At 65.7% G+C, this 16,010-nt stretch carries 14 protein-coding genes; 6 read left to right on the top strand and 8 right to left on the bottom strand.

Annotated features, from left to right (window positions below; translation table 11 throughout):
- On the top strand, positions 1–1,842 hold the full coding sequence (locus tag AC1D34_RS19445; protein WP_441490100.1) for a glycoside hydrolase family 15 protein: 1,842 nt from the start codon (positions 1–3) through the stop codon (positions 1,840–1,842).
- Positions 1,843–1,996: 154 nt separating this feature from the next.
- Here AC1D34_RS19445 and AC1D34_RS19440 read toward each other — a convergent pair whose 3' ends face one another.
- The 3 genes from AC1D34_RS19440 to AC1D34_RS19430 all read right to left on the bottom strand — a co-directional run bounded on the left by AC1D34_RS19440 (position 1,997) and on the right by AC1D34_RS19430 (position 5,371).
- Positions 1,997–3,205 carry a M20 family metallopeptidase gene (locus tag AC1D34_RS19440; protein WP_476825063.1) on the bottom strand — a complete coding sequence of 403 codons (1,209 nt, stop codon included), beginning with the start codon at positions 3,203–3,205 and terminating at the stop codon, positions 1,997–1,999.
- 256 nt (positions 3,206–3,461) lie between these two features.
- The gene (locus AC1D34_RS19435; protein WP_441490102.1) at positions 3,462–4,637 is read right to left on the bottom strand and encodes a pyridoxal-phosphate-dependent aminotransferase family protein; all 1,176 of its coding nucleotides are present in this window, start codon (positions 4,635–4,637) and stop codon (positions 3,462–3,464) included.
- A 101-nt stretch (positions 4,638–4,738) separates the two neighbouring features.
- On the bottom strand, positions 4,739–5,371 hold the full coding sequence (locus AC1D34_RS19430) for a LysE family translocator (RefSeq protein ID WP_441490103.1): 633 nt from the start codon (positions 5,369–5,371) through the stop codon (positions 4,739–4,741).
- A gap of 131 nt (positions 5,372–5,502) precedes the next feature.
- Here AC1D34_RS19430 and AC1D34_RS19425 point away from each other — a divergent pair, with 131 nt between their 5' ends.
- The gene (locus tag AC1D34_RS19425) at positions 5,503–6,021 is read left to right on the top strand and encodes a GNAT family acetyltransferase (RefSeq protein ID WP_441506053.1); all 519 of its coding nucleotides are present in this window, start codon (positions 5,503–5,505) and stop codon (positions 6,019–6,021) included.
- 13 nt (positions 6,022–6,034) lie between these two features.
- Here the strand turns inward: AC1D34_RS19425 and AC1D34_RS19420 are convergent, their stop codons facing one another.
- From AC1D34_RS19420 to AC1D34_RS19410, 3 genes are all read right to left on the bottom strand, one after another.
- Positions 6,035–6,541 (bottom strand): DinB family protein, encoded by a 507-nt coding sequence (locus AC1D34_RS19420; RefSeq protein WP_441490105.1) that lies wholly within the window; start codon positions 6,539–6,541, stop codon positions 6,035–6,037.
- A gap of 10 nt (positions 6,542–6,551) precedes the next feature.
- The gene (locus AC1D34_RS19415; RefSeq protein WP_441506051.1) at positions 6,552–7,772 is read right to left on the bottom strand and encodes an NAD(P)/FAD-dependent oxidoreductase; all 1,221 of its coding nucleotides are present in this window, start codon (positions 7,770–7,772) and stop codon (positions 6,552–6,554) included.
- A gap of 93 nt (positions 7,773–7,865) precedes the next feature.
- Positions 7,866–8,780 carry a LysR family transcriptional regulator gene (locus AC1D34_RS19410; protein ID WP_441490107.1) on the bottom strand — a complete coding sequence of 305 codons (915 nt, stop codon included), beginning with the start codon at positions 8,778–8,780 and terminating at the stop codon, positions 7,866–7,868.
- Positions 8,781–8,916: 136 nt separating this feature from the next.
- On the opposite strand from AC1D34_RS19410, the gene amaB reads away from it, so the two are divergent.
- From amaB to AC1D34_RS19390, 4 genes are all read left to right on the top strand, one after another.
- Entirely contained in the window at positions 8,917–10,437 is a 1,521-nt protein-coding gene (amaB, locus tag AC1D34_RS19405; RefSeq protein ID WP_441490108.1) for an L-piperidine-6-carboxylate dehydrogenase, read from the top strand.
- 18 nt (positions 10,438–10,455) lie between these two features.
- A complete protein-coding gene (locus tag AC1D34_RS19400) occupies positions 10,456–11,673 on the top strand; it encodes an acyl-CoA dehydrogenase (protein ID WP_113515131.1) in 1,218 nt (405 codons plus the stop codon).
- Between the two features lie 113 nt (positions 11,674–11,786).
- Positions 11,787–12,974 carry a CaiB/BaiF CoA transferase family protein gene (locus tag AC1D34_RS19395; RefSeq protein WP_476825062.1) on the top strand — a complete coding sequence of 396 codons (1,188 nt, stop codon included), beginning with the start codon at positions 11,787–11,789 and terminating at the stop codon, positions 12,972–12,974.
- Positions 12,967–14,637, top strand: a complete 1,671-nt coding sequence (locus tag AC1D34_RS19390; RefSeq protein ID WP_441490110.1) for a thiamine pyrophosphate-binding protein — start codon at positions 12,967–12,969, stop codon at positions 14,635–14,637. Before AC1D34_RS19395 ends, AC1D34_RS19390 begins: the two co-directional genes overlap by 8 nt.
- Here AC1D34_RS19390 and AC1D34_RS19385 read toward each other — a convergent pair.
- Positions 14,628–15,212 carry a cytochrome b gene (locus AC1D34_RS19385; protein WP_476825061.1) on the bottom strand — a complete coding sequence of 195 codons (585 nt, stop codon included), beginning with the start codon at positions 15,210–15,212 and terminating at the stop codon, positions 14,628–14,630. The genes AC1D34_RS19390 and AC1D34_RS19385 overlap by 10 nt on opposite strands.
- Complete coding sequence (locus tag AC1D34_RS19380) at positions 15,209–15,772, bottom strand: YceI family protein (RefSeq protein ID WP_476825060.1); 564 nt, start codon at positions 15,770–15,772, stop codon at positions 15,209–15,211. The genes AC1D34_RS19385 and AC1D34_RS19380 overlap by 4 nt, the downstream gene beginning before the upstream one ends.
- Positions 15,773–16,010 lie beyond the last annotated feature (238 nt).

The raw sequence follows: 16,010 nt of genomic DNA, 5'->3' as shown, positions 1-16,010 counted from the left end.
ATGACCGTAGAAACCTCCACCACGGCGCGGCATTCCGCCTCGCTCGATCTCGGCGTGATCGGCAATTGCTCGATCGCCGCACTGATCGACCGGCGCGCCCATATCGTCTGGGGCTGCTTTCCCCGCTTCGACCGCGACCCGGTTTTCTGTTCGCTGATCGACAACAAGCCCGATGACGGCGACGCCATGCCCGAGAAGGGCGTGTTCGCGATCGAACTCGTCGGCATGACGCGATGCGAACAAAGCTATCTCGACAACACCGCGATCCTTTCCTCAGTCCTGTCCGACGACCAGGGCAACGCCATCGAGATTCTCGATTTCGCGCCTCGTTTCGTGCGCTACGAGCGTTCTTTCCGGCCGCCGCTGCTGGTGCGGCGCGTGCGCCGGCTTTCTGGCCGGCCGCGTATCCGGGTCGTGCTGAAGCCATGCCTCGGCCTCGGCGAATTGCCGGACGAGATTACGCGCGGCTCCAACCATGTCCGCTATGTTGGCGCCGACCAGACGATCCGGCTGACGACGGATGCGCCGATCTCCTATGTGATGGACAGCGTCCCTTTCGCGGTCGACCGGACCTTCTCCTTCTTCATCGGCTCGGACGAGGCATTGCGCGCCGAGATCGAGACGACCGCGCGCGAGTTCCTGGACAAGACGACGGATTACTGGCGCGACTGGGTGCGCTCCCTCTCCATCCCCTTCGAGTGGCAGCAGGARGTCATTCGCGCCTCGATCACGCTGAAGCTTTGCAGTTTCGAGGAGAGCGGCGCCATCGTCGCCGCGCTGACCACCTCGATTCCGGAAGCTCCCGGCACCCAGCGCAACTGGGACTACCGCTTCTGCTGGCTGCGCGACGCCTATTTCGTGGTGCATGCGCTCAATCGGCTGGGCACGACGCGGACGATGGAGGATTATCTCGGCTTCATCACCAATATCGTCGACACCTTCTCCGAGAGCGGAGCGGAGCATCTGCCGCCACTCTACCCGATCACGCGCGGCGGCGTGCTGACCGAATTCGAGGTGCCAAACCTGTCAGGCTATCGCGGGCACCAGCCCGTGCGCGTCGGCAACGGCGCCGCGACGCAGATCCAGAATGACGGCTACGGCGCCGTGGTGCTCGCGGCGACGCATTCCTTCTTCGACCGCCGCCTGATCCAGCCCGGCAAGGACGCGCTCTTCGGGCAGCTCGAACGAATGGGCGAGCTCGCCATCGCAGTCTTCGACAAGCCCGATGCCGGCCCGTGGGAGCTGCGCGAGAAGCAGGTCGTGCATTCCTTCTCCAGCGTGATGTGCTGGGCGGCCTGCGACCGGCTCGCACGCATCGCCGGCACGCTCGGTCGCACCGACCGCAAGGACTATTGGCGTGGTGAGGCCAAACGTCTGAAGGGCGTCATTACCGACCAGATCTGGAACCAGGAGAAGGGCACCTTCGTCTCGACCTTTGGCGGCAGCGATCTCGACGCGACCCTGTTGCTGATCGCGGAGCTCGGCTTCGTCACGGCGGAGGATCCGCGCTATATTGCGACCGTCGAAACCATCGGCCGCGAGCTCGGCCGCGGCGACCTCTTGCTGCGTTACGGCACGCAGGATGATTTCGGCTTCATGCATACCGGCTTCTTGATCTGCGCCTTCTGGTATGTCGACGCGCTGCATGCGATCGGCCGGCGCGACGAAGCCAAGGACCTGTTCTGCCGCATCCTGAAACGGCGCAACAGCTTTGGCCTGCTTTCGGAGGATGCCGATCTCGAAACCGGCGAGCTCTGGGGCAATTTTCCGCAGACCTATTCCATGGTCGGGCTCATCAATTCGGCGATGCGGCTCAGCCGAAATTGGGAAGAGGCGTTCTGAGGGCCCACTGAAACAGGGGGCCATTCCCGCCATCGACGCTCGCCCCGGGAGCGAGCATCGATGCAGTTTGCGTCGCCGCCCTGTCAGCAGCGATTCGGCCGACGGATGGTCGGCACGGGACCGCGCATCCGCGTCGGGGCAATGCGCCCGGACCTCACTCCATGCGCGCAGCCGTGCGCATCACGGCAAGCGCCAGCACCTGCGCCGCCGGCACGATGCTCTCGACTTCGAGGAATTCGTCGGGAGTGTGCGCCATTCCGCCGATCGGGCCGACAGAGCACAGCGTGGGGCAACCCTGCGCCGCAGTGAAGCCGGAATCCGCACAACCACCGGTGAACTCGGCGCTGACGCTGATCCCGAAGCTCGCGGCGGCATCACGATAGGTATCGTAGAGGGCAGCGGCCTCGGGGGTTTTCTCCAGCGGCACGAACTCGCCCTTGATGGTCAGTTTCGCACTCGAGCCTTCGACGATGGGGGTCTCGATGATGCCGCGGATCGCGCTGACCAGTTCATCGCGCTGCGCGGCCGTGACATAGCGCAGATCGATTTCGCACCAGGCTTGGGGAGCGACCGTATTGACGGTCTGGCCGCCGCCGATCAGCCCGACATTGACGGTGACGCCGCGCTCGAGATCGGTCAGCCCCTGAAGCTTCGGGATCTTGTGGCCGAGGTCGACAATGGCCGAGACGCCCTTCTCGTAATTTGCGCCGGAATGGGCGGCCTTGCCGACGAATTCGGCACGCATGAAGACGCCACCCTTGCGGCCGCTGGTGATCGACTGCTTGTGATCGCGCAGGAACTCGGTGCCAGGCGGCAGCCGGCTCGGCTCGGCATTGAAGACACAGCGCGATTCACGCGCCGCCGCCTCGATGATCGGGCGCGAAGAGGGGGAAGCGATCTCCTCGTCGCTCGTCGTCAGCATGGTGAGCGGAGCGGAAAGCCCACCGCATTCGGCAAAGGCGGCGGCGACGAAGGCCTCGATGACGAGACCAGCCTTCATGTCGGCGACACCGGGACCATAAGCCCGGCCGGCCTTGATGGTGAAGGGCCGGCGCGTCGGCTCGCCTTCCGGGAAGACGGTATCGCGATGTCCCAGCAACAGCACCGGGCGCTGGTCGTTGGCGGCCGGATTCGGCAGTCGCGCCTTGACGGCATCGCCATAACGAGCATCCGGGATGATCTCGACGCTGAGCCCGTTCGCTTCGTGGAACCGGGCGAGCACCTGCCCTGCCCTGTCGACGCCCGGCTTGTCATAGGAGCCGGAGTCGGTGTCGACCATCTCCCGCAGGAGCGCGACCATCGCGTCCTTGCGGCTGGCAAGCCACGCCGTCACCTTGGCTTCGTCCGGGGTCAACTCACTCATGGCCTGCGCTCTCTTGGTTCCGAATGGGACCGCGAAGCTAGAGCAGGACTGCGAAGTCTGGGAACGGGCATTTGCGCCGGACAGCCCTGCTTTTGCCGAGCAGACCTCTTCACGAGAATGCGCCCGCCGCATTGCGGCGAGCCTTAGCCGTCAGATCAGCGGATCGTATCGGGTCCGATGATCTGACCTTCTGTGCTTGCATCGGCTTCCCCGAAAGCTGCAATCCACCCTTGGGGCCGATTCCCAAACCGCCCGGTTACGCGCCTTGGGCCAGATGCGTGATGGCTGCAGCAACGCCACCGGCACCATGCGGGATATTCTGCGCCTGCAAGGCCATTTCGACGGCGCTCAGGCTGCCAAGCACCATCGGCGCATTGACATGGCCCATATGGGCAATGCGAAAGGCCTTGCCGGCGAGATCGCCGATCGCGAGCCCGAGCGTCACGCCGCAGACCGTCCGCGCATAATCGGTGATCGAACTCGGATCGCCCTGAACGAGGATTGTCGTGACCGAGGGCGCCCGCTGCGATGGTTCCTCGATATTGCAGGTCAGGACCTGGCCCTCGGCCCATCGCGACATGGCAGCATGGGTTGCCCCGGCAAGCAGGGCATGACGGCGCCAGACAGGCTCCAGTCCCTCCTCGAGGATCATGTCGAGCGCGGCGCGCAGGCCGAACATCAGATGCTCGGGCGGAGTGCCGAAATGCTTCATGTAGAGGAGCGGGCTCAGCCGTGAGGTCCAGTCCCAGTAGGCCGTCCGCATCGTCGCGTGCGGATGCGCATGCAGCGCCTTCCCGCTCGCCGCGACGAAGGCCAGCCCGGGCGGCGTCATCAGCCCCTTCTGCGACGCAGACATGGCAATGTCGACGCCCCAATCGTCCATCTCGAACCGCATGCAGCCGAGCGAGGCGACGCCATCGATCATGTACAAGGCCGGGTGGCCGGCGGCATCGATCGCCTTGCGCACGGCCTGCACGTCGTTGACGACGCCGGATGCCGTATCGATCTGCACCATGAGCACGGCCTTGATCTCATGGTTCGTGTCGCGCCGCAGGCGTTCCTCGACGGCCACCGGATCGACCGCTGCGCGCCATGACCCGGCGAGGACCTCGACATCTGCCCCCAGGAAACGGGCCATCTCGCCCCAGCCTACGGCAAAGCGCCCGCTCGCCAGCACGAGAACCTTGTCGCCGCGGGAGAGCACATTGGTCAGGGCCGCTTCCCAGCCGCCATGCCCGTTGGCGGCATAGATGAAGGTCTCGCCCTTGGTGCGGAAGATCTTCCGGAAATCGGTCAGGAGCGTCTCGGTCAGATCGAGGATCGGCTTGGAGCTGAGTTCCTCGGCCGGCCGCATCATCGCCTGCAGCACGCGATCGGGGATATTGGTCGGGCCGGGGATTGCGAGCAAAGCCCGGCCGTTGGCGACACTCATGAAAAACTCCTGCTGGCCTTGCTGCGCCGCATGTCCATGCCCGTTGCGGCCGGGGCTACGACGCATGATGTCCGGCACGATATCCGGAAAGGGGATGTGAGCTAGCGCTGCGCTTCCGTCGCCATCTTCACCGCGAGGCCGGCAAGCACCGTGCCCATCAGCCAGCGCTGCACCACCGCCCAGAACGGCCGTGTGCGAAGGAAGAGGGCAATGCTGCCGGCGGTAAAGATGATCAGCGCATTGACGCTGCCGCTGATCACGATCTGGATCGCGCCGAGCACCAGCGACTGCGTCAGGACATTACCCGCCGCGGGATCGATGAACTGCGGCAGCAGCGCGAGATAGAACATCGCGATCTTGGGATTGAGCAGGCTGGTCAGGAAGCCCATGGCAAAGAGCTTGCGCGGCCCGTCAGGCACCAGCTCGCGAACCTGGAAGGGCGAGCGCCCGCCCGGCCGCAGCGCCTGCCAGGCGAGGTACAGGAGATAGGCCGCGCCACCGAAGCGCAGCGCGTCATAGGCATAAGGCACGGCGAAGAGCAGCGCCGTGATGCCGAAAGTGGCGCAAAGCATGTAGATGACGAAGCCAAGCACGACGCCGATGAGCGAGATCAGCCCGGCAGCATGTCCCTGCGAGATCGAGCGCGAGATCAGGTAGATCATGTTCGGACCGGGCGTCAGCACCATGCCGAACGCGATCAGGGCGAAGGCAAGCAGGCTCGAGAGCTCGGGCATGGCGGGTCTCCGAAACAGCGCCGGCAACCTGCATCGAACCGGAACAATCGACAAGCCGCATGGAACAGTGGGCCGCCATGCCCGTTTCTCACGCCAACCGCCCGAATTTCTGCGGACAGACTGCGTCTCTCATGTTGCTCTTCAGTCGAATCCTCTACACCGCCATTGCGGGTTCCCTGCTCGCCGCCTCGGTGATGCTGATGGTGGTTGCGGTCTGGCGGACGTTCACCGGGTTCCGAACCGGCGACGGCGCACTTGAGACCATGCTCGACGGCATCGGCCTCGTGATCATTGCGGTCGCGGTCGCGGATGTCGGCAAATTCCTGTTCGAGGAAGAGGTGATCAGCGATCGCGAATTGCGGCGCCCGGCAGAAGCGCGCGGCTCGCTGACCAAATTCATGACGATCATCATCATTGCGCTCAGCCTGGAATCGCTGGTGCTGATCACCAAGGCGTCGCGGACCACGATGAGCGACGTCGTCTATCCCGGCCTGCTGGTCCTGCTCGCTGTGCTGGCGATGGTCGGGCTCGGCCTGTTCCAGAAGCTGAGCCAGAACACGACGGCAACCGTGCCTGAAGCGAAAGAAGACAGCGACAAGCCTGCCCCCGTGAAGACCCTGGCCCGGGCGAAACGGACCAAGCAGGCCTGAACCGGAGGGCCGTTCAGCGCGGTTCGTCGACGAGGAGGAGATCGGTATCCTCGGGTCTGGTGCCGGCCGCCGTCAGCATGGCGTGAACCTGCCCGCGATGATGCGTCTGGTGGTTGAACATGTGCATGAGCGCAAAGGCGCGCGGCTTGCCGAGTTCGCGGCCGGCGGCGCCCGAATACCAGATCAGGGTCCCGCGCAGCCAGTTGGCGTCGACGGTAGCAGCCCAGGCCAGGATCGCCTCGTCGCGCTCGGCACGCCGACGGCGGAACTCGGCCCAGTCATCGACATAGATCGGTGCATCGCGGCCGCTGATCGGCGGCTTGGGCGTCCCGATCAGCCGGTGGAGCCAGATTTCGTCGGCCCACAGGATATGGTTCAGCGTACCGTGGATCGACTTGAAGAAGGCGCCGCGATCCCGACGACGACCTTCCTCGTCAAGTGTGTCGGCCGCATCGCACAGGCTCTGGTTCTGCCAGGCGTTGTAGCGCGCCATGGTCTGAACATAAGCCGGATCGACCATGCGTGCCTCCTCAGATGATATTGGCCTCCGTCAGCGGCCGCCCCGCAACGATGCGCTCGTGACCGAGATCGGCAAGATCGAGCGTGCGATAGCCGCCATGCACAATCTGCTCGGCAATCCCCCGTCCCACAGCCGGGGACTGCTGCAGGCCGTGCCCCGAGAAACCATTGGCAAGATAGAGATTCGGCAGGCCGACGGCCGGGCCGAGGATGGCATTGCCGTCGAGTTCATTCATGTCATAGGGGCCGGCCCAGGCGCGACCGGGCTTGATCGCCTCGAAGGCGGGCACACGATGGGCGAGCGGCGCCCAGACATGCTCCTCAAAGAAGGACCAGTCGACATCCTCCACATCGGCATCGGTCTCGATCCATTCGCGATCGAGTTCGGCCGGCGGGGAGGCGCCGCAAATGAACATCTGCCCCTCGCTGCCGCGCTTGCCCTCGGGCCGGCAATAGGCACCGGAGGTATCGATCAGAAGCGGGCAGTTATCGACCTCGCCCTTGCAGGTGAAGCTGAAGACGTAGCGCTTCATCGACCTGACGGGAATCGCGATGCCGGCCGTTGCCGCCAGCCGCGCACCATGCGTGCCCGAGGCGTTGACGACCGCGCCACAGCCGATGCGGCTGCCATCGCCAAGCTCGACGCCGACGACGCGACCGCCTTCCACGATAAAGCGCGCCGCTTCGCCCTGGCGGTACTCGACACCGAGCGCGCGCGCCTTCTTGCGAAAGGCCTGGAGCAGCGCCCAACCGTCGAACCAGCCCTCCCCGCTGACCCCATAGGTGCCGCAGGCGAGATCCTCGACATTGAGCCAGCTAAATTTGCTGCGCAACATATCCGCAGCATAGAGCGCAATATCGGCGCCCTCGTCCTGCTGCAGTTTCTGGTTCGAGGCGAGGACCGGGGCTCCCTCGCCGCTCGCGACATAGAGGTAGCCGCCTTCATGCAGATCGATGGCCGGAACCTCGCCATCGACGGCGAGATGCGTCCCGATATTGCGCAAAAATTCGATGCCGTGGAGCGAGATACGGATGTTCACCGAACTCGAGAATTGCTGCCGGATCGAAGCCGCCGAGAGCGCCGAGGCGGAGTAGCGGTAGGTCGGATCCTTCTCCAGGACCACCACCTTGCCCTTGAAGCCTGGGTCCGCGGCGAGATGATAGGCGACGGAGGAACCGATGGCGGCCCCTCCACAGATCACGACATCGGCGGTCTCGGAAAAGGACGGCATGTCAGTCCTGCGCAGTTCGGGCCACGACGCTCTGTGGCCGGGGTTGGTGAATTTCACGCATGAATGACGTGACTGCGCCGGCTTGTCGAGTGCTCAGGCCGTGAGCCCGCATTCGCCGAGCAGCCAGTCGCGAAAGGCGATCACCGCCGGCAGCGCGGCCCGGGTCTCGGGATAGACCAGGTAATAGCCCTCCGTGCCGCTGACCGGCCGGTCGACCGGGACGACGAGCGCGCCCGACCGTAATTCCTCCTCGATCAGGAAGCGCGGCACGATCGCAAGACCCAACCCAGCCACGGCCGCCTGCGAGACCATGGCAAATTGCTCGAAGCGCGGCCCCATCAGCGCCCGCTCCGGCGGCAGCCCCTGTTTTTCCAGCCAGTTCGCCCAGGCCCGGGGTCGCGTCGCCTGCTGCAGCAACGGCGCGCGCAGCATATCCGCCGGCTCCTTCAAGCCCAGGCGCTCGACCAGCGAGGGCGCCGCCACGGGAACGACCTCCTCCCCCATCAAGCGATGCAGCACCGCGCCGGGCCAGACCGGATCGCCGAAATGCACGGCGGCATCGATCGGCTCGCGCCCGAAATCAAAGGGCACCAGCTTGGTCGTGAAGTTGATGGTGACGCCGGGATGGGCCTCGATGAAGCGCGGCAGACGCGGAATCAGCCAGCGTGTGCCGAAGGTCGGCAGGATACCGAGATGCAGCACGCCGGCCGCGCCGCGAAAGGCCATGGCCGAGACGGTCGCAGCCGCAAGGCGCGAGAGCCCATCGCGGATCTCGGTCGCATAGGCGCTCCCGGCCGGCGTCAGGCTGACGCGTTTCTTGACGCGCTGGAACAGACTGACGCCGAGCACCTGCTCGAGATGCGCGACCTGGCGGCTGATCGCCCCTTGCGTCAGGTTCAGTTCCTCGGCGGCGCGCGTGAAACTGCCATGGCGCGCAGCCGCCTCGAAGGCCGCGAGCGCCGACAGGGAGGGCACCGAAAGGCGTCCGGGAACGAGATCAAAGGTCATGAGCTATTCTCATCAACTCGTGAGAACATATCTGTTGCCGAGCGCGACCGGAAGAGGGCATTCTGCGCCCTTCCGGCGCGGCGGCTCTTTCCCGCGCCATTTGACATACTAGCAATCGACAGGTCGGAACCAGGACATGGCTTCATCTTTGCCGAAGGATGCGCTCGCGCTGCTCAAGCGTCTTGGCGTGCCGGACACCGTCTTCGCGTCCGCGGGCCTTGCCGCACGCTCCCCCATCACCGGCGAGACGGTGGCGACGCTGCGCGAGACGAGCGTTGCGGAGACGGAGGCGGCGATCGGCCGCGCGCAGTCCGCCTTCCTGGCCTGGCGCAAGGTCCCGGCCCCGCGCCGTGGTGAGTTCGTCCGCCTGCTCGGCGAGGAGCTGCGCAACGCCAAGACCGATCTCGGCCTGCTAGTGACGCTGGAAGCCGGCAAGGTCACCTCCGAGGGGCTCGGCGAAGTCCAGGAGATGATCGACATCTGCGATTTCGCGGTCGGTCTTTCGCGCCAGCTCTACGGCCTGACCATCGCCACCGAGCGCCCGAGCCACCGCATGATGGAGACCTGGCATCCGCTCGGCGTCTGCGGCGTGATCTCGGCCTTCAACTTCCCGGTCGCCGTCTGGTCCTGGAATGCGGCGCTTGCATTCGTCTGCGGCGACAGCGTCGTCTGGAAGCCCTCCGAGAAGACCCCGCTGACGGCGCTCGCCGTCCAGGCCATCGTCGAGCGCACCATGAAGCGCTTCGGCCCCGAGGCTCCGGTCGGCCTGTCGGAAGTCCTGATCGGCGGTCGCGAGATCGGCGACGCACTGGTGCAGGATCACCGCGTGCCGGTTCTTTCCGCCACCGGCTCGACCCGGATGGGCAAGGAAGTCGGCCAGAAGCTCGCCGCCCGCTTCGCCCGCGCCATTCTCGAACTCGGCGGCAACAATGCCGCGATCGTGGCGCCTTCCGCCGATCTCGATATCGCGCTGCGCGGCATCGCCTTTGCTGCGATGGGCACGGCCGGCCAGCGCTGCACCACGCTGCGCCGCCTGATCGTCCATGAGAGCGTCTATGACGCGCTGATCCCGCGCCTGATCAAGGTCTATGGCTCGGTCAAGATCGGCGATCCCCGCGAGGCCGGCGTGCTGGTCGGGCCGCTGATCGACGAGGCTGCCTATGAGGGCATGCAGAAGGCGCTCGGCGAAGCCAAGGCTGCCGGCGGCAAGGTCCAGGGCGGCGAGAAGGTCGATGTCGGCAGCGGTGGCTTCTATGTCCGCCCGGCGCTGGTCGAGATGCCCGAGCAGACCGGCCCGGTCGAGCGCGAGACCTTTGCGCCGATCCTCTATGTCATGAAGTACAAGACGCTGGACCAGGCGATCGCGCTGCAGAACGCGGTCGGTGCCGGTCTCTCCTCCTCCATCTTCACCCTCGACATGCGCGAGGCCGAGACCTTCGTTTCCGGCGAAGGCTCGGATTGCGGCATCGCCAACGTCAATATCGGCCCTTCGGGTGCCGAGATCGGCGGAGCCTTCGGCGGCGAGAAGGAGACCGGCGGCGGCCGCGAGGCCGGTTCGGACGCGTGGAAGGCCTATATGCGCCGCGCTACCAATACGCTGAACTACGGCACGACATTGCCGCTGGCGCAGGGCGTCAGCTTCGACGTCGACGCCTGAGCGAACGGGAGAGAAACCATGGCCGAAGCCGCACGCAGCCACTCCGCAAGCCACAAGCTCGCGGAATTCCAGTGGGACGATGCCTTCCTGCTCGACGACCAGCTCAACGAGGACGAGCGCCTGATCCGCGACACGGCCCGCCAATACGCGCAGGAGAAGCTGCTCCCGCGCGTCTCGGAGGCCTATCTCGAGGAGAAGACCGACCGCTCCATCTTCAATGAGATGGGCGAACTCGGCCTGCTCGGCGTGACGGTGCCGGAGGAATATGGCTGCGCCGGCGCCAACTACGTCTCCTATGGGCTGGTGGCCCGCGAGGTCGAGCGCGTCGATTCCGGCTATCGCTCGATGATGAGCGTGCAGTCCTCGCTCGTGATGTATCCGATCTACGCCTATGGCGACGAGAACCAGCGCAAGAAGTACCTGCCCAAGCTCGGCTCCGGCGAGTGGATCGGCTGCTTCGGCCTGACCGAGCCCGACGCCGGCTCCGACCCGGCCGGCATGAAGACCCGCGCCGAGAAGGTGGCCGACGGCTACAAGCTGACCGGCTCGAAGATGTGGATCTCGAATTCGCCGATCGCGGATGTGTTCGTGATCTGGGCGAAGTCGGCCGCGCATGACAACCAGATCCGCGGCTTCATCCTCGAGAAGGGCATGAAGGGCCTGAGCGCGCCGAAGATCGGCGGCAAGCTTAGCCTGCGCGCCTCGATCACGGGCGAGGTCGTCATGGACGGCGTCATCGTGCCGGAAGAGAACCTGCTGCCGAACGTCTCTGGATTGAAGGGGCCGTTCGGCTGCCTCAACCGCGCCCGCTACGGCATCTCCTGGGGCGTGATGGGCGCCGCCGAGGACTGCTTCCACCGCGCCCGCCAATACGGGCTCGACCGCAAGCAGTTCAACAAGCCTCTGGCCCAGACCCAGCTCTACCAGAAGAAGCTCGCCGACATGCTGACCGAGATCACGCTCGGCCTGCAGGGCTCGCTTCGCGTCGGCCGCCTGCTCGACGACGGCAGGATGGCGCCCGAGATGATCTCGCTGGTGAAGCGCAACAATTGCGGCAAGGCGCTCGACATCGCCCGCCAGGCCCGCGACATGCATGGCGGCAACGGCATCTCGATCGAGTTTCACGTCATGCGCCATGCCGCGAACCTGGAGACGGTCAACACCTATGAGGGCACGCATGACGTTCATGCACTGATCCTCGGGCGCGCCGTCACCGGGCTGCAGGCGTTCTTCTGAGCCGCGACCTCATGCCTGGGGCTTGCCCCAGGCATGTCTTTTGCCGCGCACCCTTCAAGGGATGGCTGGGCCAAACCCGGCCATGACGGCAGCCTCGAAGCCGGAATGACCTGATGACGACTCCTCCCCTTGCCGGCCTGCGCGTCCTCGAACTCGCGCGCATCCTTGCCGGCCCCTGGATCGGCCAGTTGCTGGCCGATCTCGGCGCCGATGTCGTCAAGGTCGAAAGCCCCGAAGGCGACGACACCCGCAACTGGGGTCCTCCCTTCGTCGARGGGACCGACGGCGGCACGCTCTCGGCGGCCTATTTCCACAGCGCCAACCGCGGCAAACGCTCGATCACGGCCGATTTCCGCACGGAGGAGGGCCGCGCCCTGGTGCGCAAGCTCGCCGGCCATGCCGATGTGGTGATCGAGAACTTCAAGGTCGGCGGGCTCGCCAAATACGGGCTCGACGCCACCTCGCTGCGCAAGCTTCATCCGAACCTGATCTATTGCTCGATCACCGGCTTCGGACAGGACGGTCCCTATGCCGAGCGCGCCGGGTACGACTTCCTGATCCAGGGCATGGCCGGCTCGATGTCGATCACCGGCCAGCCCGACGGCCAGCCGACCAAGGCCGGCTATGCCAAGACGGACATCTTCACCGGACTCTACGCGACCGTCGGCATCCTGGCGGCGCTGCGGCGACGCGATGCCACCGGCGAGGGCGCGACGCTCGACCTCGCCTTGATGGACACGCAGGTCGCCGTGCTCGGCAACCAGGCGCTGAACTACCTGGTCTCAGGAAAAGCCCCGGCCCGGCTCGGCAACGCCCATCCCAATATCGTGCCCTACGAAGTCTTCCCCGTCGCAGACGGGCACATCATCATCGCGACCGGCAATGACGGGCAATACCGCAGGCTTTGCGACGTGCTTGGCCGCTCCGATCTCGGCAGTCATGCCGATTATGCCGACAACAAGGGCCGGGTCGCCAACCGCGCAATCCTGATCCCGATGCTGGCCTCGCTGACCGCCCGCCGCCACAAGGCCGAACTTCTGGCTGCGCTGGAAGAAGCCGGCGTTCCGGCCGGCCCGATCAACACGATCGACGAGGTCTTTGCCGATCCGCAGGTGGTGGCCCGCGGCATCAAGGTCGACCTGCCTGCCGCGGCTGCGGCCAAGGGCGCGATCCCGACCGTCGCCTCGCCCATCGTCATCGACGGCGAACGGCAGGTCGCATCGCGGCCTAGCCCTCGGCTCGGCGAACATCAAGACGACATCCTGAACGACCCCGCCTGGGGAGGGCATACACATGGCTGAACGGACTGGCGGGCAGATCCTCGTCGACCAATTGCTGATTCATGGCGCGACCGACGCGTTCTGCGTGCCCGGCGAGAGCTATCTCGCCGTGCTCGACGCGCTGCATGACGCGAAGCTGAAGGTCACCATCTGCCGCGCCGAAGGCGGCGCCGCGATGATGGCCGAGGCTGCCGGCAAGCTCACAGGCAAGCCCGGCATCTGCTTCGTCACCCGCGGCCCCGGCGCGACCAATGCCTCGCCGGGCATTCATATCGCCGACCAGGACTCGACCCCGATGATCCTGTTCGTCGGCCAGATCGAGCGCGGCATGCGCGAGCGCGAGGCCTTCCAGGAACTCGATTACCGCGCCGTCTTCGGCACCATGACGAAATGGGCGACGGAGATCGACGACGCCGCCCGCATTCCCGAGATCATCAGCCGTGCGTTCCATGTCGCGACAGCCGGCCGCCCCGGCCCGGTGGTGATCGCGCTGCCCGAGGACGTGCTGACCGACCTCGCCGACGTCGCGGACGCAGAACCCTATCAGGTCACCGAGACGCATCCCTCGCTGCTGCAGACAATCGACCTGCAGAAGCGGCTCTGGGCCGCGAAATCGCCGATTGCCATCCTCGGCGGCTCACGCTGGAACCCGCAGGCGATCGAGCGTTTCCAGCGTTTTGCCGAGCGCTTCGACCTGCCGGTCGCGGTCTCCTTCCGCCGGCAGATGCTGTTCCCGGCCAACCATCCGAATTTTGCCGGCGATCTCGGCATCGGCCCCAATCCGAAGCTCCTGAAGCGCATCCAGGACAGCGATCTCGTGCTGCTGGTCGGCGGCCGCCTCTCCGAGATGCCGAGCCAGTCCTACACGCTGTTCGGCATCCCCAATCCGGGCCGGCCGCTGGTGCATGTCCATCCCGATCCGGAAGAACTCGGCCGCGTCTACCGGCCGAGCCTCGCGATCAATGCCTCGCCGACCGCCTTCTGCGCCGCCTTGGAGACCGTTCATCCGCCCCAGACGATCAACTGGGCGGGTGCGGCGGCCGAAGCGCATGATGCCTATCTCGCCTGGAGCGAGCAGCCCGCCCCGGTACCTGGCGCCTTCCATCCCGGCGAGGCCGTCACCTGGCTGCGTCGCTACCTCCCCGACGACGCGATCCTCTGCAACGGTGCCGGCAACTACGCCACCTGGGTGCATCGCTTCCATCGCTTCACCAAGTTTGCGACGCAGCTCGCGCCGACCTCCGGGTCTATGGGTTATGGCGTGCCGGCGGCAATCGGCGCCAAGCGGCTGTTTCCCGAGAGAACGGTGGTCGCCTTCGCCGGCGACGGCTGTTTCCTGATGAACGGCCAGGATTTCGCGACGGCCGTGCAGTACGAACTGCCGGTGATCGTCGTCGTCGTCGACAACGGCATGTACGGCACGATCCGCATGCATCAGGAGAAGCACTATCCTGGTCGCGTCTCGGCAACGACGCTGAAGAACCCGGATTTCGCGGCCTATGCCAAGGCTTTCGGCGGCCATGGCGAGCGCGTCGAGACCACGGCCGAGTTCGCTCCGGCCTTCGAGCGCGCGGTGGCCAGCGGCAAGCCGGCGATCATCCACTGCCTGCTCGATCCCGAAGCGATCACGCCGGCAAAGTCGCTCTCCACGATCCGCGAGGAAGCCTTCGCCGCTCAGCGCTGATCGCCGCGGAGCGCGACCCATCTGCGGCCGAACCACATGCGGCGCAGCAGACCGTCACGCCAGATCAGCACGTGAACCAGCGCCGCCGCGACATGAATCGCGGCGAGCGCGAGGAGAAGGTTGCCCGCCCAGGCATGCAGAGCCTGCATCAGCTCATAGGTCGCCTTGTCGGGCCCGATGAGATGCGGGACGGCAAGCCAGCCAAAATAGAGCGTCGGGATCTGCAGCGGCGCGGCCGACACCATGAGCAATCCCGTGACAGGCAGCGCGATCAGGCAGACATACAGGCCTGCATGGACCACGTCGCTGGCCCGCTGCAGCCATCGCCCAGCATTCGCCGGCGGCGGCACAGGGGCGACCATGCGCAGGACAAGCCGCAGCACGATCATGCCTGTGACCGTCAATCCCACCGACTTGTGCAGTTGGTAGAGTTCGAAACGCTCGACGAGGTTGCGGCTTTCATCGCGCATCGGCGACGCGATCAGGAACTGGGCAATGACCAGCAGCAATGTCAGCCAATGCAGCGCGACGAGGGCCGGGTGCCAGCGCATCGGCCGCCCCACCACCTCGCTCATCGCGCAAGCTGCCCCTTGATCACAAGCTCGACCGCGTCATCGACGACATTGACCTCCCGGCCGAGTTCGAATGCAGGGCGCAAAAAGGTGCCATTGGCCTGGAAGGGCAGCTTTTCGCCGCGCCTGGCCCTGTCGATGTCGCCATCGACGACAGCCATCACCGTAATGGGGCGGGTGATCGAACGGATGGTGAGCTGCCCGCGTATCTCGAGGCTGCGGTCGCCGATGCGGGTCACCGCAGCAGAGGTGAAGCTCGCGGTCGGATAGCGCCCCGTATCGAGCATGCTCTCGCCCTTGATGAAGCCATCCATGAGGGCAGAGCCGGCCTGGAGCGAACCCGTCTCGATCGTGACCCTGATGCGGCTGCGTTCAGGCCGATCGAAATCGAGCGCCAATGTCCCGTCATAATGCGTGAAATGGCCGGTCGCGACGACTGCCCCGAAGCGGCGGGTCACGAAGCTGATGTCGGTGACCCCGCGCTCGATCCGCCAGGTCGTTTGCGCCGCTGCAGGCTCGGCGACGACCAGGCCGGCAATCACGAGGGCGACATAACGGAGCATCCCGCCATTGTCGCGCCCATGATGGCCGGGCCGTGGCACCCAGCCCCGCACACGCAAAGGTGATGCCGCCCTAAAGCATCGGCCTGAAAAGTGGATTGCGACTTTCGGGAAAGCCGATGCAAACACAAAGGGTTAGATCACCGGACCGGATACGATGTCCGGTCCGATGATCTAGCCTGCCTGCGGCGTCGCTCGCCTGGCGGCGGCGCCATTGAAGGTCGAACGGATCGCCATGGCC

It is taken from the genome of Allobosea sp. P1_A7 (assembly GCF_056406775.1).
The sequence above is the reverse complement of the archived record's forward strand: the minus strand, read 5'-3'. Positions and strand labels throughout refer to the sequence as shown.